19 protein-coding genes are annotated in these 23,396 nt (G+C 59.0%); 15 read left to right on the top strand and 4 right to left on the bottom strand.

Annotated elements, in window-relative coordinates:
- The first annotated feature begins 7 nt into the window (after nucleotides 1-7).
- The 12 genes from iscX to AACY50_RS19980 all read left to right on the top strand — a co-directional run bounded on the left by iscX (nucleotide 8) and on the right by AACY50_RS19980 (nucleotide 11,613).
- Nucleotides 8-208, top strand: a complete 201-nt coding sequence (iscX, locus tag AACY50_RS20035) for a Fe-S cluster assembly protein IscX (RefSeq protein WP_339432826.1) — start codon at nucleotides 8-10, stop codon at nucleotides 206-208.
- Between the two features lie 88 nt (nucleotides 209-296).
- A complete protein-coding gene (gene ndk, locus AACY50_RS20030) occupies nucleotides 297-722 on the top strand; it encodes a nucleoside-diphosphate kinase (protein ID WP_007916882.1) in 426 nt (141 codons plus the stop codon).
- A gap of 28 nt (nucleotides 723-750) precedes the next feature.
- Nucleotides 751-1,899: a 23S rRNA (adenine(2503)-C(2))-methyltransferase RlmN gene (gene rlmN, locus AACY50_RS20025; protein WP_339465870.1), complete on the top strand. Its 1,149-nt coding sequence runs from the start codon at nucleotides 751-753 to the stop codon at nucleotides 1,897-1,899.
- 12 nt (nucleotides 1,900-1,911) lie between these two features.
- Entirely contained in the window at nucleotides 1,912-2,670 is a 759-nt protein-coding gene (gene pilW, locus AACY50_RS20020) for a type IV pilus biogenesis/stability protein PilW (protein ID WP_339432828.1), read from the top strand.
- A complete protein-coding gene (locus AACY50_RS20015; RefSeq protein WP_339432829.1) occupies nucleotides 2,670-3,677 on the top strand; it encodes a RodZ family helix-turn-helix domain-containing protein in 1,008 nt (335 codons plus the stop codon). The genes pilW and AACY50_RS20015 overlap by 1 nt, the downstream gene beginning before the upstream one ends.
- A gap of 3 nt (nucleotides 3,678-3,680) precedes the next feature.
- Nucleotides 3,681-4,790 (top strand): flavodoxin-dependent (E)-4-hydroxy-3-methylbut-2-enyl-diphosphate synthase, encoded by a 1,110-nt coding sequence (ispG, locus tag AACY50_RS20010; protein WP_064589068.1) that lies wholly within the window; start codon nucleotides 3,681-3,683, stop codon nucleotides 4,788-4,790.
- Between the two features lie 37 nt (nucleotides 4,791-4,827).
- The gene (hisS, locus tag AACY50_RS20005; RefSeq protein ID WP_339432830.1) at nucleotides 4,828-6,117 is read left to right on the top strand and encodes a histidine--tRNA ligase; all 1,290 of its coding nucleotides are present in this window, start codon (nucleotides 4,828-4,830) and stop codon (nucleotides 6,115-6,117) included.
- Nucleotides 6,118-6,158: 41 nt separating this feature from the next.
- Nucleotides 6,159-6,800 carry a tetratricopeptide repeat protein gene (locus AACY50_RS20000; protein WP_221733378.1) on the top strand — a complete coding sequence of 214 codons (642 nt, stop codon included), beginning with the start codon at nucleotides 6,159-6,161 and terminating at the stop codon, nucleotides 6,798-6,800.
- Nucleotides 6,793-7,944, top strand: a complete 1,152-nt coding sequence (gene bamB / locus AACY50_RS19995) for an outer membrane protein assembly factor BamB (RefSeq protein ID WP_221733379.1) — start codon at nucleotides 6,793-6,795, stop codon at nucleotides 7,942-7,944. Before AACY50_RS20000 ends, bamB begins: the two co-directional genes overlap by 8 nt.
- Before the next feature lie 139 nt (nucleotides 7,945-8,083).
- Complete coding sequence (gene der, locus AACY50_RS19990) at nucleotides 8,084-9,553, top strand: ribosome biogenesis GTPase Der (protein ID WP_339432831.1); 1,470 nt, start codon at nucleotides 8,084-8,086, stop codon at nucleotides 9,551-9,553.
- 132 nt (nucleotides 9,554-9,685) lie between these two features.
- Complete coding sequence (locus tag AACY50_RS19985; RefSeq protein ID WP_339465872.1) at nucleotides 9,686-10,834, top strand: pyridoxal phosphate-dependent aminotransferase; 1,149 nt, start codon at nucleotides 9,686-9,688, stop codon at nucleotides 10,832-10,834.
- A complete protein-coding gene (locus AACY50_RS19980; protein ID WP_339539047.1) occupies nucleotides 10,822-11,613 on the top strand; it encodes an amidohydrolase in 792 nt (263 codons plus the stop codon). The genes AACY50_RS19985 and AACY50_RS19980 overlap by 13 nt, the downstream gene beginning before the upstream one ends.
- A gap of 162 nt (nucleotides 11,614-11,775) precedes the next feature.
- Here the strand turns inward: AACY50_RS19980 and leuA are convergent, their stop codons facing one another.
- From leuA to xseA, 3 genes are all read right to left on the bottom strand, one after another.
- Nucleotides 11,776-13,455: a 2-isopropylmalate synthase gene (leuA, locus tag AACY50_RS19975; protein ID WP_339432834.1), complete on the bottom strand. Its 1,680-nt coding sequence runs from the start codon at nucleotides 13,453-13,455 to the stop codon at nucleotides 11,776-11,778.
- Between the two features lie 458 nt (nucleotides 13,456-13,913).
- Entirely contained in the window at nucleotides 13,914-14,735 is an 822-nt protein-coding gene (locus AACY50_RS19970) for a peptidoglycan DD-metalloendopeptidase family protein (RefSeq protein WP_339432835.1), read from the bottom strand.
- A 3-nt stretch (nucleotides 14,736-14,738) separates the two neighbouring features.
- Nucleotides 14,739-16,118 (bottom strand): exodeoxyribonuclease VII large subunit, encoded by a 1,380-nt coding sequence (gene xseA, locus AACY50_RS19965; protein WP_339539046.1) that lies wholly within the window; start codon nucleotides 16,116-16,118, stop codon nucleotides 14,739-14,741.
- A 219-nt stretch (nucleotides 16,119-16,337) separates the two neighbouring features.
- Here xseA and AACY50_RS19960 point away from each other — a divergent pair, with 219 nt between their 5' ends.
- The 3 genes from AACY50_RS19960 (at nucleotide 16,338) to guaA (ending at nucleotide 20,149) form a co-directional block, all read left to right on the top strand.
- Nucleotides 16,338-16,886 (top strand): sugar ABC transporter ATPase, encoded by a 549-nt coding sequence (locus AACY50_RS19960; RefSeq protein ID WP_339432837.1) that lies wholly within the window; start codon nucleotides 16,338-16,340, stop codon nucleotides 16,884-16,886.
- Between the two features lie 116 nt (nucleotides 16,887-17,002).
- Nucleotides 17,003-18,472 carry an IMP dehydrogenase gene (guaB, locus tag AACY50_RS19955; RefSeq protein ID WP_339465875.1) on the top strand — a complete coding sequence of 490 codons (1,470 nt, stop codon included), beginning with the start codon at nucleotides 17,003-17,005 and terminating at the stop codon, nucleotides 18,470-18,472.
- A gap of 99 nt (nucleotides 18,473-18,571) precedes the next feature.
- On the top strand, nucleotides 18,572-20,149 hold the full coding sequence (guaA, locus tag AACY50_RS19950; protein WP_339432839.1) for a glutamine-hydrolyzing GMP synthase: 1,578 nt from the start codon (nucleotides 18,572-18,574) through the stop codon (nucleotides 20,147-20,149).
- Between the two features lie 81 nt (nucleotides 20,150-20,230).
- Here guaA and AACY50_RS19945 read toward each other — a convergent pair whose 3' ends face one another.
- A complete protein-coding gene (locus AACY50_RS19945; protein WP_339539044.1) occupies nucleotides 20,231-23,323 on the bottom strand; it encodes a membrane-targeted effector domain-containing toxin in 3,093 nt (1,030 codons plus the stop codon).
- Nucleotides 23,324-23,396: the final 73 nt, after the last annotated feature.

Here is a 23,396-nt window from a genome sequence, read left to right as displayed (position 1 = left end):
GACTGTCATGAGCTACGGTTGGAATGATGTTCAACGCATTGCAGAAGAATTGGCCGAAGCCAAGCCGGATGTAGATCCGCTTTCTGTGAATTTCGTCGACCTGCAGCAATGGATCAAGGAATTGCCTGACTTCGACGACACCTCTGGCCGCGTCGGCGAGAAGGTGTTGGAAGCGGTTCAGGCGCTCTGGATCGAAGAAGTAGACTGATCGTCCTCGCAGGTTAGGCAATACCCAAGAACCCGCGTATAATTCGCGGGTTTAATTTTTCGCAAATTACCGTTTCTGGAGTTACACCATGGCTGTTCAACGCACTTTCTCCATCATCAAGCCTGACGCTGTTGCAAAAAACGTCATCGGCGAAATCACCACTCGTTTCGAAAAAGCCGGCCTGCGCGTTGTAGCTTCGAAACTGAAGCAACTGTCCAAAGCCGAAGCTGAAGGCTTCTACGCTGAGCACAGCGCTCGTGGTTTCTTCGGCGACCTGGTTGCTTTCATGATCTCCGGCCCTGTTGTTGTTCAGGTTCTGGAAGGCGAAAACGCTATCGCTCTGAACCGTGAGCTGATGGGCGCTACCAACCCTAAAGAAGCTGCTGCCGGTACCATCCGCGCTGACTTCGCTGATTCCATCGACGCCAACGCTGTTCACGGTTCGGACTCCGAAGCCGCAGCTGCTCGTGAAATCTCGTACTTCTTCGCAGCTACTGAAGTAACCACTCGCTAAGCATTGGCTTAAGAGTGAAGGTGAATCCATGACTACATCGACTGTAAAAACCAACCTGCTGGGTCTGACTCAACAGGAAATGGAAAAATTCTTCGACTCAATCGGGGAGAAGCGTTTCCGTGCCGGTCAGGTAATGAAATGGATTCACCACTTTGGCGTCGATGATTTCGACGCCATGACGAACGTCAGCAAGGCCTTGCGCGACAAGCTCAAGGCTATTGCTGAAGTCCGTGGTCCTGAAGTGGTCAGCGAGGATATCTCCAGCGACGGCACCCGTAAGTGGGTGGTGCGCGTGGCGTCCGGCAGCTGCGTCGAGACCGTGTACATTCCCCAGGGCAAACGCGGCACTCTGTGCGTTTCGTCCCAGGCAGGCTGTGCCCTGGATTGCAGTTTCTGCTCCACCGGCAAGCAAGGCTTCAACAGCAACCTCACCGCCGCCGAAGTGATCGGCCAGGTGTGGATTGCCAACAAATCTTTCGGCAGCGTCCCGGCAACCGTCGACCGTGCCATCACTAACGTGGTGATGATGGGCATGGGTGAGCCGCTGTTGAACTTCGACAACGTCGTCGCCGCCATGCATCTGATGATGGATGACCTTGGTTACGGGATCTCCAAGCGCCGCGTGACCCTGTCCACGTCGGGTGTGGTGCCGATGATCGATGAGCTGGCCAAGCACATCGACGTATCCCTGGCGTTGTCCCTGCACGCACCGAATGACGCATTGCGTAACCAATTGGTGCCGATCAACAAGAAATATCCGCTTAAGATGCTGCTCGAGTCGTGCCAGCGCTACATGTCCGCACTTGGCGAGAAGCGTGTGCTGACCATCGAGTACACCTTGCTCAAGGATATCAACGACAAGATTGAACACGCCGTTGAGATGGTCGAGTTGCTGAAGAACATTCCGTGCAAGATCAACCTGATTCCGTTCAACCCGTTCCCGCATTCCGGGTACGAGCGGCCGAGCAACAACGCAATCCGTCGCTTCCAGGATCAGTTGCATCAGGCCGGTTTCAACGTCACCGTCCGCACTACCCGTGGTGAAGACATCGACGCCGCGTGTGGTCAATTGGTAGGGCAGGTGCTGGATCGCACCCGTCGCAGCGAACGTTACATCGCCGTGCGTGAGTTGAGCGCCGACAGCGATCTGGCACAGAACGCCGCGAACACTAACTAAGAGAGGATCTCTATGTCCCTGCGCTTTGCGCTGCTGTTGCTGTTGGCCAGCCTGTGTGCTGGTTGTGTCCTGTCGGGTGACTACAACCCGATGAAGACCAGCAAGGGCCGCGATGAAGCGCGAGCTGCCTACGTGCAACTGGGGTTGGGGTACTTGCAGCAAGGCATGAGCGAGCGGGCCAAAGTGCCGCTGAAAAAAGCGCTGGAGCTCGACAGTTCGGACCCTGACGCCAACGCTGCCCTCGGGCTGGTATTTCAGGCTGAAATGGAGCCAAAACTGGCTGACGAGCATTTTCGCAAGGCGTTGTCCTCCCGTCCGGGTGATGCGCGAACGCTCAACAATTACGGCAGTTTTCTCTACGAAGAGCAGCGATATAAAGAAGCCTACGAGCGTTTTGAACAGGCCGCCGCCGATACCCTGTATCCTGAGCGTTCGCGTGTGTTCGAGAACCTCGGCATGACAGCATCGAAGCTCGGCGAGCGTGACCTGGCGCAGCAGCATTTGGAAAAGGCGCTGCGATTGAATCGTCAACAACCGCGCGCATTGCTGGAAATGGCTGAGTTGTCCTTCGAAGACAGGCATTATGTGCCCGCACGTGACTATTACGACCGTTTCAGCCTGCTTACCGATCAAAATGCACGTAGTCTATTGCTTGGCGTTCGGCTGGCTAAAGTGTTTGAAGATCGCGACAAGGCAGCCAGTTACGGCCTGCAATTAAAACGACTCTATCCCGGTACGCCGGAATATCAGCAATACCTGTCGGAGCAATGATGAAAGCGGCGCATCCCGAAGTTGTAGCAGCGAATCGCGTTAACCCCGGTGAGACCCTGCGCCAGGCACGCGAAAGCAATGGCTGGTCGCTGGCCGAAGTGGCCCTCAAGCTCAACCTCACTGTGACTTCCCTGAGCAATCTTGAAGCCGGCGCTTTCGACAAGCTGCCGGGGCATACCTTCGCACGCGGTTACATTCGCGCTTATGCCAAATTGCTCGGCATGGACCAGACCGTTCTGGTCCAGCAATTCGACCAGTCCACCGGCACCGACTCCCAAGGCAGTAACGTACACGCCCTTGGCCGTATCGAGGAGCCTGTTCGGGTTTCCCACACCATTTTGCGTATCGTCTGCCTGCTGTTGCTGATCGCGGTGATTGGCGGTGGTTTCGTCTGGTGGCAGGATCAGACATCGCTGCGAACCAAAGAATTGACCAGCCTGGCATCGGAGCACGTTGAAGTCGAAGGCGCCGACGGCACCACCCAGATACACCCGATAGACGAGCCGCAGGACCAGGCTGTTGCGCAAGGTCAGGCCGAGGGCACCACCGCGCTGGCGCTACCGCAGTCGGAAACCACAGCCGAATCGAGCGGCCCTGAAGGCGCCGCCCCGGCACCCGCTCCAACTGAACCGGCCGCGCCCGCGCCCGCGCCAGTTGTTGCGACCCCGGCCCCCAGCGTACCGGCCACGCCAGCGCCGACTGTCACAGCACCGGTCGCCTTGGCAACGCCTGCACCGACCCAGGAAACGCCTGCCCCCGTTGCCGGCGATGGTCAGGTGCAGTTGCAGTTCACCGGCGATTGCTGGGCACAAGTGACCGATGGTCGTGGCAAGGTTCTGTTCAGTGGTCTGAAGCATAAAGGCGACAGCGTATCTGTTTCCGGTAAGCCGCCGCTTGCTGTGCGCCTGGGTGTTGCCCGCGCCGCGCAGGTCAGCTACAACGGCCAACCGGTCGATATCGCTCCGTTCACCAGTGGCGAGACTGCTCGCCTGAAGTTGGGTCAATAAGTCATGCACGGCGAATCACCAATCAAACGTCGCGTCTCGCGCAAGATCTGGGTCGGTAACGTACCGGTAGGCGGCGATGCGCCTATCGCTGTGCAGAGCATGACCAACAGCGACACCAATGATGTTGCCGCCACTGTTGCGCAGATCAACCGTCTTGAAGCTGCCGGCGTCGACATCGTCCGCGTCTCGGTGCCAGACATGGACGCTGCCGAGGCGTTCGGCAAGATCAAGCAACTGGTCAAGGTGCCCCTGGTTGCCGACATCCACTTCGACTACAGGATCGCTTTGCGCGTAGCCGAACTGGGTGTGGACTGCCTGCGTATCAACCCGGGCAATATCGGTCGTGAAGACCGCGTGCGCGCGGTGGTTGACGCCGCCCGTGACCGCGGGATCCCGATTCGCATCGGCGTTAACGCCGGTTCCCTGGAAAAAGACCTGCAAAAGAAATACGGCGAGCCCACCCCCGCTGCACTGGTTGAATCCGCGCTGCGTCACGTCGAGCACCTCGAACGCCTGAATTTCCAGGACTTCAAGGTCAGCGTGAAGGCCTCCGACGTATTCATGGCCGTCGAGGCCTACCGTCTGCTGGCAAAAGAAATCGTTCAGCCACTGCACCTGGGGATCACCGAAGCGGGTGGATTGCGTTCGGGTACAGTGAAATCCGCCGTGGGCCTAGGTATGCTGCTCGCCGAGGGGATTGGCGATACTATCCGCATCTCGCTGGCGGCCGACCCGGTCGAGGAAGTGAAGGTCGGCTACGACATTCTCAAGTCTTTGCACCTGCGTTCCCGTGGAATCAACTTCATCGCCTGCCCGAGTTGCTCGCGGCAGAACTTCGATGTGGTCAAGACCATGAACGAGCTGGAAGGGCGCCTTGAAGACCTGCTGGTGCCGCTGGATGTCGCGGTGATCGGTTGCGTGGTCAACGGCCCCGGCGAGGCCAAGGAAGCCCATATCGGCTTGACCGGCGGCACGCCAAACCTGATTTACATCGACGGCAAACCGTCGCAGAAACTGACGAATGACAATCTGGTGGATGAGCTGGAAAAGCTGATCCGCCAGAAAGCGGCCGAGAAGGTCGAAGCTGACGCTGCGGTTATCGCGCGCGGTTGAGCCTGACTGTAGAGCCGAACGAATTTAAGGATTTAAAGTGAGCAAGTCATTGCAAGCCATTCGTGGCATGAACGACATCCTGCCCGAACAGACCCCGCTGTGGCGTTATTTCGAGAGCACTGTTGCGCGTCTGCTGGATAACTACGGTTACAAGCAGATCCGCATGCCGATCGTCGAGTTCACCGAGCTGTTCAAGCGCTCGATCGGTGAAGTCACCGACATCGTTGAAAAAGAGATGTACACCTTCGAAGACCGCAACGGCGACTCCCTGACTTTGCGTCCGGAAGGTACCGCAGCGTGCGTGCGTGCAGTGCTCGAGCACGGCATCACCGGTGGCGGCCAGGTACAAAAACTCTGGTACATCGGCCCGATGTTCCGCCACGAGCGTCCGCAGAAGGGGCGTTATCGCCAGTTCCATCAGATCGGTCTGGAGGTGTTCAACCTCGACGGTCCGGACATCGACGCCGAACTCATCATCATGACCTGGCGCCTGTGGGGCGAACTGGGTATTCGGGACGCCGTCAAACTCGAACTCAACAGCCTGGGTACCAGCGAGTCCCGTGGTCGTTATCGTGAAGCGCTGGTCGAGTACCTCTCGGCGCACCACGACAAGCTCGACGAAGACAGCCAGCGTCGCTTGAAAACCAACCCGCTGCGGGTGCTCGACACCAAAAATGCCGACACTCAAGCCGTGTTGGTCGATGCGCCGAAAATGGCTGACTACCTGGACGACGAGTCCCGTGCCCACTTCGAAGGCCTGAAGGCCCGTCTGGACGCCGTTGGCATTCCTTACGTGCTCAACCCCAAGCTGGTTCGAGGCCTTGATTACTACAGCAAAACCGTTTTCGAATGGGTCACCGACAAGCTCGGTGCCCAAGGCACCGTGTGCGCGGGTGGCCGTTACGACGGTCTGGTTGAGCAGATGGGCGGCAAGCCGACCACAGGCGTTGGTTTCGCCATGGGCATCGAGCGTCTGGTGCTGATGCTCGAAACCCTGGAACAGATCCCGGAAGAAATCTCCCGTCAGGTCGACGTCTATCTCTGTGCCTTCGGTGAAGAGGCCGAGTTGGCCGCTCTGGCGCTGGCCGAGCGTGTTCGCGATCAACTTCCAAACCTGCGTCTGCAAGTCAATGCCGGCGCCGGTAGCTTCAAAAGCCAGTTCAAGAAAGCCGACAAGAGCGGTGCACTGTACGCACTGATCCTGGGTGACGACGAAATGGCCCAGCAAGTGGTAGGTTTCAAACCCCTGCGTGGCCAGGGCGAACAACAAAGCATTGCCTGGGATGCGCTCGCCGCTCACCTGGCCACCTGCGTCGTGCAGGGTTGAAGCTGTCTAAACAGCCGATTTAGCGATTAAGGAGTATTGGGGTGTCGAGTACCGAAGACGAACAGTTGGCGGATTTGAAGGACTGGTGGACACGCAACGGCAAACCTCTGGTCACCGGCGGCCTGTTGGCGCTGGTCATCGTGTTCGGCTGGCAGGCTTATCACAAGTATCAGAGCAACCAGTCGCAAGGCGCTTCGGTGCTCTATCAGCAACTGCTGGAAACCACACTGACGCCTGACGGCAAGCCTGATACTGCGCGCGTTGCGGATCTGGCCGGCAAGCTCAACAGTGAATTCGGCGGTACTGCCTACGCGCAGTACGGCAGCCTGTTCGTGGCCAAGGTTGCAGTCGACAGCGGCAAGCTCGATGACGCAGCGATGGAACTGAAAGCCATTGTCGACAAACCGGCCAACCCGGCGCTCGGCGAAATCGCCCGTCAGCGTCTGGCGCAAGTGCTGGGTGCGCAGAACAAGGCCGATGACGCTCTGAAACTGCTCGACGGCGATGCCGATAAAGCGTTCCTGGCCACTCGCGAAGAGCTCAAGGGCGACTTGCTGGTGCAGTTGGGTCGTACCGATGACGCGAACAAGGCGTATCAAAAAGCCAAGGCAGCACTGTCGGATGAAGCGGCAGTCGGTGGCCTTCAAATCAAACTCGACGACCTGGCCAAAGGGGATGCGTGACGTGATCCGTTGGAAGCATGCAGCATTGCTGGCTCTGGCCCTTCTGGCCGCGGGTTGCAGCAGCAACAGCAAAAAAGAATTGCCACCGGCTGAACTGACCGACTTTAAAGAAGAAGTGGTTCTGCAAAAGCAGTGGAGTCGTTCGATTGGTGATGGTCAGGGCGAAACCTACAACATGCTGGTGCCAGCGGTTGACGGTGACACCATTTACGCTGCCGATGTAACCGGCATCGTGATGGCCATGGATCGCAGCAACGGCGACGTGAAGTGGAAAAAAGATCTTGAACTGCCTGTCTCCGGCGCCGTAGGCGTTGGTTACGGTCTGGTTCTGGTTGGCACGCTGCAAGGCGAAGTCGTTGCTCTGGACACCGTCACCGGTGAAGAGAAGTGGCATGCTCGCGTGAACAGCGAAGTCCTCGCCCCGCCGGCCAACAACGGCGACGTGGTCGTGGTGCAGACTCAGGACGATCGTCTGGTCGGCCTGGATGCCTCCACAGGTACTCAACGCTGGGTGTATGACAGCACGCCGGCCGTACTGACACTGCGTGGTACCAGTGCACCGATCGTGACCAACCGCCTCGCGGTGGCTGGCTTGTCGACCGGTAAAGTGGTTGCTGTGGACATTTCCAACGGTGTGCCGGTCTGGGAACAACGGATCGCGATTCCACAGGGTCGTTCGGAACTGGAGCGCGTAGTCGACATCGACGGCGGTCTGCTGCTTTCCGGCGGTACGCTTTACGTTGCCAGCTATCAGGGCCGTGTTGCGGCACTGGATCTGGAGAGCGGTCGTCAACTCTGGCAGCGCGATGCGTCGAGCTACGCCGGTATTGCCCAGGGTTTCGGCAGCGTCTATGTCAGCTTGGCATCAGGCACCGTTGAAGGCGTCGACGAACGTTCCACCACTGCATTGTGGAGCAACGATTCGCTGGCTCGCCGTCAACTGTCGGCGCCGGAAGTGTTCTCCAGCTACGTTGCAGTCGGCGACATGGAAGGTTACCTGCACCTGTTGAGTCAGGTGGACGGTCGATTCGTCGGCCGTGAGCGCATCGACAGCGACGGCCTTCGCGCCCGTCCGCTGGTGGTGGGTGACACGATTTATGTGTATGGCAACAGCGGCAAACTGGAAGCCCTGACCATCAAGTAACAACTATGCTTGGGGATAACACCCCAGGCAGCTTCACTTGTGGGAGTGAACCTGTTCGCCCCCACAGTGTTGCCCCGAGCACCAGCCGCTGCCTCGCAGCGGCTTTTGTATTTTCTGAAATAACGAAGTGGAGAGCCGCATGGTTCCCGTAATCGCCCTGGTGGGCCGACCGAACGTCGGCAAATCCACCTTGTTCAACCGCCTGACCAGGACTCGTGACGCCATCGTCGGCGACTTGTCCGGTCTGACCCGTGATCGCCAGTACGGTGAGGCCAAGTGGCAAGGGCGTTCCTACATTCTGGTCGACACCGGTGGTATCTCCGGTGACGAGCACGGTATGGACGAAAAAATGGCCGAGCAGTCGCTGCTGGCCATTGAAGAAGCTGATGTTGTGCTGTTCCTGGTAGATGCCAAGGCCGGTTTTACCGCCGCCGACCAGATGATCGCCGAACACTTGCGCAAACGTAACAAGCGCTCCTACGTGGTTGCCAACAAGGTCGACAACATCGACCCGGAAATGGCCCGCGCTGAATTTGCTCCGTTGGGTATGGGCCACGCGATTCCGATCGCCGGTGCTCACGGCCGTGGCATCACTCAGATGCTGGAAATCGCCTTGGGTGATTTCCCGAGAGACGAAGAAGAGCCGGAGGACGGCGAAGAAGAAGTCGTTGCCGAAGGCGAGGAAGCCAAGCGCATTCCTGGCCCGAGCGAAAAAGACGGGATCAAGATCGCCATCATCGGCCGTCCGAACGTCGGCAAGTCGACTCTGGTCAACCGCATGCTCGGTGAAGACCGGGTAATCGTCTACGACCAACCCGGCACCACGCGCGACAGTATCTACATTCCGTTCGAACGCAATGAAGAGAAGTACACGCTGATCGACACCGCCGGTGTTCGCAAGCGCGGCAAGATCCATGAAGAAGTCGAAAAGTTCTCCGTGGTCAAAACCCTGCAAGCGATCAAAGACGCCAACGTGGTGATCTTCGTGATGGACGCCCGCGAAGGCGTGGTCGATCACGACCTCAACCTCTTGGGTTTTGCCATTGAGTCCGGTCGTGCGCTGGTTATTGCCATCAACAAGTGGGACGGCATGACGCCGAGCGAGCGCGACTTCGTGAAGGTCGAGCTGCAACGTCGACTGTTCTTCGTTGATTACGCCGATATCCACTTCATCTCGGCTCTGCACGGCACGGGCGTGGGCAACCTTTACGCGTCCGTACAGAACTCGTTCAAGTCGGCGGTCACCCGCTGGCCGACCAACCGCCTGACCCAGATTCTGGAAGACGCGGTTGGCGAGCACGCGCCACCGATGGTCAACAACCGCCGGATCAAGCTGCGTTACGCTCACTTGGGGGGGGCCAACCCGCCGATCATCGTGATCCACGGTAACCAGATCGAGAAAGTGCCCAAGTCGTATGTGCGCTATCTGGAGAACACTTACCGCCGTGTGCTGAAGCTGGTCGGTACGCCGATCCGTATCGAGTTCAAGGGCGGCGAGAACCCGTACGAAGGCAACAAAACCACGCTGACCGACCGTCAGGTCAACAAGAAGCGTCGTTTGATGTCGCACCACAAGAAAGCCGACAAGAAGCGCCGCGACAAGAAGTGATTCATCGCTTCTTGTGCGATCAAGATAAAAAGGGGGGCGCCGGTTGGCGCCCTTTTTTTATGGGCGTCGTATGGGCTATCCTCGGGCTCTCCCGCGCCGTCGTCAGAGCCGGGGGCAGAGCAGGGAACCCGGATGATCACCAGTAAGCTGCCGAATGTCGGCATCACTATTTTCACGCAGATGTCTCAGCTCGCGGCGCAGACCGGGGCCATCAACCTGTCCCAGGGTTTTCCTGATTTCGACGGCCCACAGTCCCTGCGCGATGCGGTCGGTCGGCATATTGCCAGTGGCCATAACCAGTATTCGCCGATGACCGGGTTGCCGGCGCTGCGTGAGCAGATTTCAGCGAAGATCGCCCGCAGTTATGGCGTGAACGTCGATGCCGACAATGAAGTGACAGTGACGCCGGGTGCAACCCAGGCGATTTTCTGTGCCATTCAGGCCGTTATCCACAGCGGTGACGAAGTGATCGTTTTCGACCCGTGCTACGACAGCTATGAACCCGCAACGGAACTGGCCGGCGGTCGCTGCATGCATGTGCAACTGAGGCCCGACGATTTCTCCATCGATTTTGACAAGCTTGCCGCTGCCCTGAGTCCGCGCACGCGAATGATCGTCCTCAACACCCCGCATAACCCGAGCGGAGCGCTGATCAGCCGCGCAGAGCTTGATCAACTGGCGGCGTTGATCCGCGATCGTGACATCTATTTGATCAGCGATGAAGTCTACGAACATCTGGTGTTCGATGGCACGCCACATGTCAGCGTGCTGGCCCATGAAGCGTTGTATCAGCGCGCATTCGTGGTCAGTTCGTTTGGCAAGACCTACCACGTCACGGGCTGGAAAACCGGTTACGTTGTTGCACCGCCCGCGCTGACGGCTGAATTGCGCAAGGTGCATCAGTACGTCAGTTTCTGCGGCGTGACGCCGTTGCAATACGCCTTGGCCGATTACATGGCACAACACCCTGAGCACGTCGAAGAGCTGCCAGGTTTCTATCAGGCCAAGCGCGATCTGTTCTGTGATCTGCTGACGCCGTCGAGATTGAGCTTTACCCGAGTCACCGGTACTTACTTCCAACTGGTCGATTACTCACAGATACGTCCCGACCTCAACGACGTCGAGATGGCGATGTGGATGACCCGCGAGCATGGCGTGGCGAGTATTCCGGTGTCGGTGTTCTACCAGAAACCACCCGAAGGCCAGCGCCTGGTGCGCCTGTGCTTCGCCAAACGCGAGGAGACGCTGCGCGAAGCGGCGGCCAAACTATGCGCGATCTGAGTGCGTTACCCGATCTCAATCTGGCACTGATTCAGACCAGCCTGGCATGGCATGACCGTCAGGCCAACTTCGAGCATTTCGAGGTGTTACTGGAGCAGGCGCGTGGGGCGGACCTGATCATCCTGCCGGAAATGTTCACCACCGGCTTCTCCATGGAGTCAGAAACCCTCGCCGAAGCCGAGAATGGCCCTACCAGCAAATGGCTGCGGGTGCAGGCGGCCAAGCTCAATGCGGTGATCACCGGCAGCGTGATCGTTCAGGCCGCCGACGGTAGCCACCGCAATCGTTTGTTGTGGGCAAGGCCCGACGGCGAAGTCTGGCATTACGACAAGCGCCACCTGTTCCGCATGGCCGGCGAGCACAACCACTACACCCCCGGTGAACGTCAGGTGCAGTTCGAGCTCAAGGGCTGGAGGGTTCGACCGCTGATTTGCTACGACTTGCGATTCCCGGTGTGGAGTCGTGACGCGCAGGACACCGATCTGCTGCTGTACACCGCTAATTGGCCGGGTGCACGGCGTTTGCACTGGAATCGCCTGCTGCCTGCGCGAGCCATCGAAAATCTGTGCTACGTGGCGGCGGTCAATCGTGTGGGCACTGACGGCAAGGGGTTTGCGTATACCGGCGACAGTCAGGTACTGGATTTCCAGGGCGAAACCTTGCTGGCGGCGGGGGAGGCTGACGGGGTGTTCAGGGCTGTGCTGGAGGCCGCGCCGTTGGCTGCTTACCGTGAGCGTTTTCCGGCGAATCTGGATGCCGATACCTTCGAGTTCACCTGATATTTGCGGTGTCTGGCAGGCCGTCTTCGCGAGCAAGCCCGCTCCCACAGTTGACCGCGTTCCAATGGGGGAGCGGGAGGCCAGATTGAGCAATACAAAACCATCAGGCAAAAAAAGGCCCCGGCGTTCGCACTCCGGGGCCTTGTGCGTTTCAGCGATGGCTTAAGCCGCTTTCGCTTCCGGCTGGCTCAGCGAACGGTTGAGTGCGCTGAACAGTGCCTTGAAGCTGGCCGTGGTGATGTTCTCATCGATACCCACACCGTGCACCGCACGTTCGCCGTTCACGCGCAGCTCGATGTAGGCCGCCGCTTTGGCATTGGTGCCCGCGCCGATCGCGTGCTCGTTGTAGTCCATGATCTCCACCGGAATCGGCAGGCCAGCGACCAGTGCTTCCAGCGCACCATTGCCTTTGCCGCGCCAGTGCAGGTTGGTTTCGCCCTGACCTTGGCTTGCCACCTCCACTTCGACCGAGCTGTTGCCGTTTTCTTCCTGCAGGCGATGGCTGACCAGAGCATAAGGGGTGTTGGCTTGCAGGTATTCGCTGATCAACAGCGAGTGGATCTGCTTGGCGGACATCTCCAGGCCCAGACGGTCGGTTTCACGCTGCACGACCTGGCTGAACTCGATCTGCATGCGGCGTGGCAGGCTGATGCCATATTCCTGTTCCAGCAAATAAGCGATGCCGCCCTTGCCCGACTGGCTGTTGACGCGGATCACCGCCTCGTAGCTGCGGCCGATGTCGGCCGGATCGATCGGCAGGTACGGGACTTCCCACAGGGCATCGGGTTTCTGCTGGGCGAAACCCTTGCGGATCGCATCCTGGTGGGAGCCGGAGAAGGCGGTGTGAACCAGGTCGCCAACGTACGGGTGACGTGGATGAACCTGAATCTGGTTGCATTCTTCGACGACTTTGCGCACGCCGTCGATGTCGGAGAAGTCCAGCTCAGGGTTGACGCCCTGGGTGTACAGGTTCAGTGCCACGGTGACGAGGTCGACGTTACCGGTACGCTCGCCGTTACCGAACAGGCAGCCTTCGACACGATCGGCGCCCGCCATCAGGCCCAGCTCGGTCGCAGCCACGCCGGTGCCACGGTCGTTGTGGGTGTGCAGGCTGATGATCACGCTGTCACGACGGTTGATGTTGCGGCCGAACCATTCGATCTGGTCGGCGTAGATGTTCGGGGTCGCGCATTCCACGGTGGCCGGCAGGTTGAGAATCATCTTGTGCTCGGGCGTCGGGTTCCAGACCTCGATCACCGCGTCACAGACTTCCTTGGCGAACTCCAGCTCAGTGGCGCTGAAGGTTTCCGGCGAGTATTCGAACGTCCACTCGGTGTCCGGCTGCATCGCGGCGTATTTGACGAACAGCTTGGCGGCGTTGACCGCGATGGCCTTGATGCCGTCCTTGTCCTGATTGAAGACGATGCGACGGAAGGACGGCGAGGTGGCGTTGTACAGGTGAACGATGGCTTTCTTCGCACCGCGCAGGGATTCGAAGGTGCGCTCGATCAGGTCTTCACGACCCTGGGTCAGCACCTGAATGGTGGTGTCGTCCGGGATGTGGCCTTCTTCGATCAGGGTGCGCACAAAGTCGAAGTCGGTTTGCGACGCGGCCGGGAAGGAGGCTTCGATTTCCTTCACGCCCACTTGAACGAGGGTTTTCCAGAAACGCAGCTTTTTCACCGCATCCATTGGCTCGATCAGCGACTGGTTGCCGTCACGCAGGTCGGAGCTGCACCAGATCGGCGCGACATCGATGGTTTTTGACGGCCAGGTGCGATCCGGCAGGTTGATGACGGGAAACGCACGGTACTTCGAAGACGGATCTTTGAGCATGCTCATCGGGAAATTCCTTATTGTCTGGGCCGAAAAGAGGCGGCCTGCCGGTGGAACGAATGTTCTTGGAAAAGCGTGGGACGAGGCGTAGCGATTCAGCCTCGCAGTCGTGCGCTGACGAGGCACAGGCTGCGGTGCTGGCGAAGCTGAATGAGGGTGTGAGAGGTTTTCATGCCCTCAACCCTAACCGCGGGTGGGAAGGATGGCAAGCAGTCGGAAAAAAATTGAGAGGAATACTCGAAAAGTACAGATTTGCACGATTTTATTGTGCGCTATGGCGGGAATCGTATGGATGTTTGCGCGAGGTTCGATACGGGCGCAATCGCTTTTCGGTGGCAGTCACGACGCCTTCACGAGCAAGCCCGCTCCCGCATTGTCCGTGTCGCACACGCATCTCGTGAACACCACCAACCTGTGTGGGAGCGGGCTTGCTCGCGAAGAGGCCTGCGGCCTCAGCGCATGACTCAGGGCTGGAAAGCGCCGATAAAGATCGCCGGATCGACCCGCGCATCATTCAGGCTGACATTCCAGTGCATGTGCGGCCCGGTCGCCCGGCCGGTCGCCCCCACCTTGCCCACCACGCCGCCACGGGCCAATTGATCGCCAACCTTCACATCAATTTTCGACATATGGCAGAACATGCTGATAAAGCCCTGCCCATGGTCGACAAACACGGTGTTGCCGTTGAAGAAATAGTTGCCGATCAGGATCACCTTGCCTGCCGCCGGGGTCTTGATCGGCGTGCCTGCCGGCACCGCAAAATCTAGGCCCGCGTGGGGGTTGCGTTCTTCACCATTAAAGAAGCGGCGCACACCGAACTTGCTCGACAGTGGCCCGTTGACCGGTTTGTCCAGCAGCAGATTGCTCGGCGTGTTCGGGCTGAAGCGGCGGTAAGCCTTGATCTGTTCGGCCAGTTCACCCTGTATGCGCTTGAGGTTGGCCGGGTTTGGATTGACCTGCTGAGTGTTCTTCAGGGTGATGCGTTGTTCCGGGTATTTCTTGTTTCCGACCGTGAACGGCAGATTGCGTCCGCCGCTGCTGATCTGTTGCGCGCCGGGCTTGACCGTCAGCGGCACACCGACGATCGCCAGCCAGTTGTTCTGTTCCTTGACCACCAGTACCGGTTTGCCTTGATAAGTAGCTTTAGGCGCTTGGCTCGATACGCCCAGATCAACCACGGCGACGCCGCCCGGCACCGGTTTGTTCAGCATCCGGGTGATGTAACTGTCGGCGTGGGCATTGAAAGTCAGGCACAGGAGCAACAGTGGAGCCAGAAAACGCGGCATGGATCAGTCCAGTAAAGAGAGGGTGACAGGCGTCAGATGATTGTCTTCGACGCGCACTTGCAGTTCGCCTTCGCCCAGTTTGGCTTTCAGGCGCTGGCCGGTATGGGTTTGCGCCGCGTTGCGAATCGCGTTGCCGCGCTCGTCGAGCAAAATGCTGTAACCGCGGCCGAGGGTCGCCAATGGGCTGACCACGTGCAGTGTCTGCATTTGGCTGTGCAGTTGCAGGCGACGGCTTTTCAGGCCTTCACGCATCGCGCGTGGCAGACGCTCGGCGAGGCTATCGAGACGCTGGCGCAACATTGCCAGTTGCCGCCCCGGATGTTGCCCGGCGAGGCGGGTTTGCAGGCGGATCAGGCGTTCTCGACGGGTATTCAAGCTGCGTTCGAACGCCCGGCGCAGGCGCATGTCCAGATCATCCAGGCGCTGAGCCTGCTGGCGCAGACGTTCGCCGGGATGGCGCAGGCGACGCGCCATGCCTTCCTGTCGCAGGCGATCACGCATCAAACGGTCACGCATACGCATCACCAAGCGGCGATGCAGGCTTTCGACCTGACGGATCAGATGGCTGGAATCGGGGGCGAGCAATTCGGCGGCCGCGGACGGCGTCGGTGCCCGCACGTCGGCAACAAAGTCGCTGATCGACACGTCGGTTTCATGGCCGACCGCGCTGACAATCGGTGTGACACAGGCATCGACCGCACGGGCCACGGCTTCTTCGTTGAAGCACCAGAGGTCTTCCAGCGAACCACCGCCGCGAGCGAGGATCAGTGCGTCAAAACCACGGGCATCGGCCATTTTCAAAGCACGGACAATCTGCGCGGTGGCTTCGCGACCCTGCACGGCGGTGGGAATCAATGTCAGTTGGACCTGCGGCGCACGGCGGCGGAACACACTGATAATGTCGCGGATGACCGCGCCGGTCGGCGAACTGATGATGCCGATGCGTTGCGGATGCGCTGGCAGCGGTACTTTGCGTTCAGCGCTGAACAGGCCTTCGGTGCTGAGTTTTTCTTTCAGCGCATCGAAGGCCAGTCGCAGTGCACCGTCACCGGCCGGCTCAACCGTGTCGAGAATCAACTGATAGTCGCCACGGCCTTCGAACAGCGAGACCTTGCCGCGCACCTTGACTGCCAAGCCATCCTTCAACGCTTGACGCACCCGCGCCGCGTTCTGCCGGAACAGCGCGCAACGCACCTGCGCGCCACTGTCCTTGAGGGTGAAATAGATGTGGCCGGACGCCGGGCGGGCGAGGTTGGAAATTTCGCCTTCGACCCAGATATTGCTGAACACGTCTTCCAGCAACACCCGCGCGCGGCCGTTGAGCTGGCTGACAGTCAGGACTTCACGGTCCAGGCCGAGTCTTGCAAAGGGGTCTTTAATCATGGGGCGCAGTTTAAAGGCATTCGCCTGCCAATCACCACATGTCCACTCGGCACTTGACCGGATTTCGTCAGGGCTTAAGCTGCCGGCCTTTAGGGCGTCTTCGCGGGCAACCCGCTCCCTCAAGGTATCTCTGCTGTACACGCGATGTGTGAACGATGGAGGCCTCTGTGGAGCGACCTTGCCGGCGCAGGCGTCAGAAGCCACACCGCAGGTTTTTCCATGAATTCGCAAAGCATCATTGTCCCGAAAATCTCCACCCTGCCGGTCCACGAACCCCGGGCCCGGGCGATCGTGCGCTGGCTGGTGCGCAAGAACATCATCAAGGAAGAACTGACGACCTGTGGCCGCACCGGTAACCGCATGGCTTACGCGATTGCCGATGGCGCGCGGGCCGTGGTGTTGCACCCGCAGGCGTTGCCGTTCGGTGAGCCGATCAACGGGTTGGAGATTGTCACTAAACGCTGCATCTACACCCCGGCCAAGGGCTTTCTCGAAGAGGCCGGTTGCGCCGAGTGCCGTCGTGAGGTCGGCGAAGCGTTGTTCGAAAGCCTCGAAGACTGGATGCCGGGGCGCACCGACAACTTCACCTGCCCGGAATGCGGCCATGAAGATGACATCAACGGTTTCCTGTATTTGCAGGAATGTGCGTTTTCCAACCTTGGTTTCATCTTCAACAACTGGCTGGAAGCAGGGTTCAAGCAAAGCTTTATCGATGAGTTTGCTGATTGGCTCGATCAACCTGTCTCTTGGGTCAAGGTGGAGCTGTAGCGGCGGGGATCTCCGTATATCAGCAACATTGATATTAAGCGGAGTTTTACATTGAACAGCGGGGGGTGTCTGACTATAATGGCGCGCTTCCATTTTCCCGCTCGGGAGCCCCCGCGATGCTGCGTATCAGCCAAGAAGCTCTGACATTCGACGACATTCTACTAGTGCCTGGTTATTCCGAGGTGCTTCCTAACGAAGTCAGTCTCAAGACCCGCCTTACCCGTGGCATCGAGCTGAATATTCCTCTGGTTTCTGCCGCCATGGACACCGTCACTGAAGCCCGTCTGGCAATTGCCATGGCTCAGGAAGGTGGCATCGGCATTATCCACAAGAACATGACCATCGAGCAGCAAGCTGCCGAAGTTCGCAAGGTCAAGAAGTTCGAAGCCGGCGTCGTCAAGGATCCAATCACCATCGAGGCCGATGCCACGGTTCGTGATCTGTTTGAATTGACCCGCATGCACAACATTTCCGGCGTTCCGGTACTGCACGATGGCGACCTGGTCGGCATCGTCACTTCCCGTGACGTGCGCTTTGAAAACCGCCTGGATGCCACCGTCCGCGAAGTGATGACGCCTAAAGAGCGTCTGGTCACGGTCAAGGAAGGCGCCGACAAGAACGACGTGCGTGAACTGCTGCACAAACACCGCATTGAGCGCGTACTGATCGTCGACGACAAATTTGCCCTCAAAGGCATGATGACGGTCAACGACATCGAAAAAGCCAAAGCCTACCCGCTGGCCAGCAAGGACGATCAAGGTCGTCTGCGCGTTGGTGCTGCTGTCGGCACCGGTAAAGACACCGGTGATCGTGTCGCTGCGCTGGTCAATGCCGGTGTGGACGTGGTGGTGGTCGACACCGCTCACGGTCACTCCAAAGGCGTGATCGACCGCGTTCGCTGGGTCAAATCGAATTTCCCTGAAGTGCAGGTGATTGGCGGCAACATCGCCACCGGCGCAGCCGCCAAGGCCCTGGCCGAAGCGGGTGCCGACGCCGTCAAGGTCGGTATCGGCCCTGGCTCGATCTGCACCACCCGTATCGTCGCCGGTGTCGGCGTCCCGCAAATCAGTGCCATCGCCAACGTTGCCGCAGCCCTTGAAGGCACCGGCGTACCGTTGATCGCCGACGGCGGCATCCGTTTCTCCGGTGACCTGTCCAAGGCCATCGTAGCCGGTGCCTCCTGCGTGATGATGGGCTCGATGTTCGCCGGTACTGAAGAAGCGCCGGGCGAGATCGAACTGTTCCAGGGCCGTTCGTACAAGGCTTATCGTGGCATGGGGTCGCTGGGCGCCATGTCCCAGGCTCAGGGCTCCTCCGACCGTTACTTCCAGGACTCCTCGGCAGGCGCCGAGAAACTCGTTCCGGAAGGCATCGAAGGCCGGGTTCCTTACAAAGGCACCTTGAGCGCGATCATTCACCAGTTGATGGGCGGTCTGCGTTCCTCGATGGGCTACACCGGTAGCGCCAACATCGAAGAGATGCGTACCAGGCCTGAGTTCGTGCGGATCACCGGCGCTGGCATGGCCGAATCCCACGTTCACGACGTGCAGATCACCAAGGAAGCGCCAAACTACCGCGTAGGTTGAGCCTTCAAGCAACAAGCTAAGCAACCGGGGCTGTTTTATTCAGCCCCGAGTTGTTTCTGAATCACGACTGTTTCTGAATGACTTAGACGAGACTGAATCATGGCCCTCGATATTCACGCTCACCGCATCCTGATCCTCGACTTCGGTTCGCAATATACCCAACTGATTGCCCGCCGCGTGCGCGAGATCGGTGTGTACTGCGAACTGCACCCGTTCGACATGGACGAGGATGCGATTCGCGAATTCGCTCCGAAAGGCGTCATCCTCGCCGGCGGCCCCGAGTCCGTGCACGAAGCCAACAGCCCGCGCTGCCCACAAGCTGTGTTTGACCTGGGCGTACCGGTCTTCGGTATCTGCTACGGCATGCAGACCATGGCCGAGCAACTGGGCGGCAAGGTTGAAGGTTCCGAACTGCGTGAGTTCGGTTACGCCCGCGTTGATGTGGTCGGCAAGAGCCGCCTGCTCGACGGCATCGAAGACCACATCGACGCCGACGGCCTGTTCGGCCTCGACGTATGGATGAGCCACGGTGACAAGGTCACCAGGATGCCGGAAGACTTCCACATCCTGGCCAGCACCCCGAGCTGCCCGATCGCCGGCATGTTCAACGACGACCGTGGCTACTATGGCGTGCAGTTCCACCCGGAAGTGACCCACACCAAACAGGGCGGCCGCATCCTGTCGCGTTTCGTTCTCGACATCTGCGGTTGCGAAGCCCTATGGACGCCATCGAAGATCGCTGAAGATGCCATCGCCAACATCCGCGCACAGGTCGGCACCGACAACGTGCTGCTGGGGCTGTCCGGCGGTGTTGACTCCTCGGTGGTTGCGGCGCTGCTGCACAAAGCCATCGGCGATCAGCTGACCTGCGTGTTCGTCGACAACGGCCTGCTGCGTCTGCACGAAGGCGAGCAAGTGATGGCCATGTTCGCCGAGAACATGGGCGTCAAAGTGATCCGCGCCAACGCCGAAGACCAGTTCTTGAACAACCTGGCCGGCGAAGCCGACCCGGAGAAGAAACGCAAGATCATCGGTCGCACGTTCATTGATGTATTTGATGCCGAATCCTGCAAGCTGGATAACATCAAGTACCTCGCTCAGGGCACCATCTACCCGGACGTGATCGAGTCGGCTGGCGCGAAAAGCGGCAAGGCGCACGTGATCAAGTCGCACCACAACGTGGGCGGTCTGCCGGAAGAGATGAACCTGAAACTGGTCGAGCCACTGCGCGAGCTGTTCAAGGACGAAGTCCGTCGTCTGGGCCTGGAACTGGGCCTGCCGTACGACATGGTCTACCGTCACCCGTTCCCGGGCCCGGGCCTTGGCGTACGCATCCTCGGTGAAGTGAAAAAGGAATACGCCGACCTGCTGCGTCGTGCCGACCACATCTTCATTGAAGAACTGCGCAAGGCCGACTGGTACCACAAAGTCAGCCAGGCGTTCGTGGTGTTCCAGCCCGTGAAATCGGTTGGCGTGGTCGGCGATGGCCGTCGTTACGCCTGGGTCGTGGCCCTGCGTGCCGTGGAAACCATCGACTTCATGACCGCGCGTTGGGCACACCTGCCTTACGAACTGCTGGAAACCGTTTCCGGCCGCATCATCAATGAAATCGAAGGTATTTCGCGCGTTACTTACGACGTGTCGAGCAAGCCGCCGGCGACGATTGAGTGGGAATGATCCTGCTGCACTTCGATGCTTGCATTGAGTGACAGAAAACCCCTGGCCCAGGCCAGGGGTTTTTCGTTTCTGACGTGGATGTCAGTCAGGGAGACTGCTCTGTAGCGCCAGCCCCATCTCTGTCAGTCGTAGCGACATTTCCTCGATGTTGGCGAACTTGACGTCGTTCACCCGAGTCCATGCGGGACGATGCAGGGAAATGCCACCGTCGGCCAGATTCGCCACAGGCGTACGCACGAGCATGCCTTGCTTGCTACGGTGCAACACGGTGTAAGTGTCTGCGGTTTTCTGGATCATATACATGCCACGCCTGTGCAGCAGGTTCTCCAGTGTCTCCTCATTCCAGGCCACCGGTTCGGCTGGCATTCGCAGGCGAAAGTCAGCGCGAAGGACATCGTCAGTCTGTGTCGCTGCACCATTTGAAAATGATCCTCGACGCACTTCGATACCCGGGTCGGCGTCGACTTGCAGGGTGTCAACCATTCCGGCTTCCTCGATGCGCAAACCGATAGCGCCCTTTATTTCGCTGAGACCAGGCAGACCTCTCAGTGTGTTGGTGTTTTGCACACCGGTCAGCGCGATCCATTTTTTCGGGCTGTTGAGGTAGGTGTCACCCGTCATGATGTCGCTTGCCAGATAGGTGCCCATCATTTGTTCGTCATAGGGCGACAGCGGTGACTTCATTTTGTAGCTCGCTGCGCAGTCTATGCCCTGGATGCGCACACCGTTGGCCTTGGCTGCCTTGACCAGTTCCAGCGCATTGAATCGCCCCGTAGGATCGGTGCCCAGGCTGCTCAGGTAGGTTCGTAACTCTGCCGACAGGCTGCCGGATGTGAAGTAGCGGTTCAATTCCACTTGAGCGAAGTCACTGAGCACGCCACGCAGGTAAAGGGTTTTGGCGTGCCTGGCCAGCGCTGGCATGTGTTCGATCATGAAGCGCATGCTGGCAATTCGGTTCAGCGTTTCACCCACTACCAGTCCGGGTGCAGATTCAAAGATGCGATCAATGAACTCTGAAATTGAAATCGGCGTACTGATGGCGGTCATGGCGGGCCGGGGAGGCGGGGTGATCCACGGAAGATTGCTGAAAAATTTTCTCGCGCCGGCCTGCAGCAGTTTGCGCTTGCCCACGGCATACAATTCAAAGGGGTCGTGCATGCTGAAGCTACCGTCGGCATTTGGCATCAGTTGGGCATGGGTTTCGGTCAGGTTCAGTGCCCAGGCTCTTATCGAACTGCGCACAGTCGGTTCGATATCGTAGGCAGAGTTCACTATGCGCAGTGGGCGTGATACCGGAGTATGTGATTCGACCTGCGGTTGAGCGGTTGCCTCAGGCCCGGTCGGTTCAAGGGGGGCGAGCGGAATATCGGGAACGCAGGTTTTTCCCATGCATTGGCCGCCGCCGTTGAGGCGCAACGACTGCATTCGCTCCCACTCGCCAGCGGCATTCAGACGTACCGGCAAGGAATGAATAAACTGATTGGGTCTGTCCGGGTCCACGATAGCCCAATAGCCGCCTTCGCTATAGTCGCCGAAATAGCGCACATAGTACGGGTTGTCATTTATCAGAATGGCGTAAGGCGGATCGCTGTCGAGTCGAAAGATGCCTTGGAACTGTCCGGGTTCGGTCTGCATATCCAGGCCGTCGAGCAGTTCGTTGCACATGTATTTGTCAGGAATCGGCGGCGCTAGAGCGCTTTGCGCCGGGGTCGACCCGGACGCTTCAGGGCCAGGAGCAATAACGTCTGGCTCGACCGCAACGATGAGTTCCTGTTGTTCGACCCGCGGATCCGTCAGCTCCGGTGCCGACGTGGACGCGGTCAGCTCAGCCATTTCTGCTGCCTCGGCCGCTTCCACCTCGGCTCCCACCTCCAGCATCGAGCCGGTGCCCTTGAGGAAGGGAACGTTAAACAGCGCGTCAATCCCGCTCAGCACTGCACCCAGTACGCCTGCGTGACGATCACGGGCGGTTGTGCCGTTGACCGCCTGATCGATGTTCAGCCCCATGCTGACGATGCTGGCGCCAATGACCGGCAGTGCGACCGGCCAGCCTACAGCGGCCATCGGGCCAAAAACCTTGAGGCCGGCGCTCAGATACCCGATCCATAGTTTTTTGCGCAGGTCGCCATTGGAGGTCAGGGACAGGCTGGCTTCGGCAAACATTGCGTTGCGGGTCGAATCACGCAACCAACTGAACGCATCACCACTGATCGCCAGGTTGTGCCGATTGATCAGGTGGTGATCGGTACGGCCCCAGGTGCTGACCAGACGATTCATCAAATCGGTGATGTTCTCGGTCATCTGCTGACGTTCGGCGAGTGGAAAGTGATTGAGCAGATTCTTGCGTCGCGTGTCGTGATTCATCTGCTCTAGAACCCACCAATGCATGTCCGCTGAGGTTTCCAGCACTACGAACGTCAGGACCTCACCGGGCAGATAGAGAATCTGCCGACCAACCGGATCGACAATGCGCAGCAGGTTGCTGGCCGTATGGCCGTCGATATCGAACGCACGCACCTCATTGCCCGCCGCATGAGGCGTTTGTAGCGTTGAGAGGTTCATCGGCCAGGTGACAGGCCCGATCACCGAATCGACGATCCACTGGAAATCCGTACCGGTCAATTGCCCGACTTCCAGTGCCTGCACGGCTCGGCTGAGGAAGTTGCACTTGGCCAGCGTGCGGAAATCATCGGCGTGCGTGTTCCAGAAAGCCGTCAACCTGTCGTTGTATCGCGTGCTGAAGTCGATATCCCAAAAAGTGTTGAGCACCTCGTTGCCGTGCAGACGCACTTCGTTGCGGTGGTCGAAATTTTCGGTCTGGGGCCCATCCTTGTAGAAACCGGCGTAGAGATCCAGCAGATCGGCGTTGTCCTGGTCGGTGGCGCGAAAACGATGAATCACCAGTTGGGTGAGGGTCATCGATTCGTAGGGTTTTTCGCGCACGTGCTCCCAGCCGGTAAATGACCGGGTGCTGCTCTGGGCGGCCTTGAATCGATGAAAATAGACCTGATCCGGGTCAAGATTCGCTAGACCTTTTTCTTGTAACAGATGACGGGCGGCTTCATGTGCCGTGTCGTGCAGGCCCGGACAATTTTGCACGATGGCCGTGGCCATTGCCTTGAGGGCCGCTTTATCTGCCGCATTGGGCTGAGGACGTTGTACGGGGGCGTTCATGCTGTCTCCATCCATGAGAAACGAAGGCCGAGCATGGCCGATTCGCTCAAGGGGAGTGCACTACCTATGTACC

This window comes from Pseudomonas sp. RA_15y_Pfl2_54, assembly GCF_963971015.1.
Classification (GTDB): Bacteria; Pseudomonadota; Gammaproteobacteria; order Pseudomonadales; family Pseudomonadaceae; genus Aquipseudomonas; species Aquipseudomonas baetica_A.
This window is presented reverse-complemented; position numbering and strand designations above follow the sequence as displayed.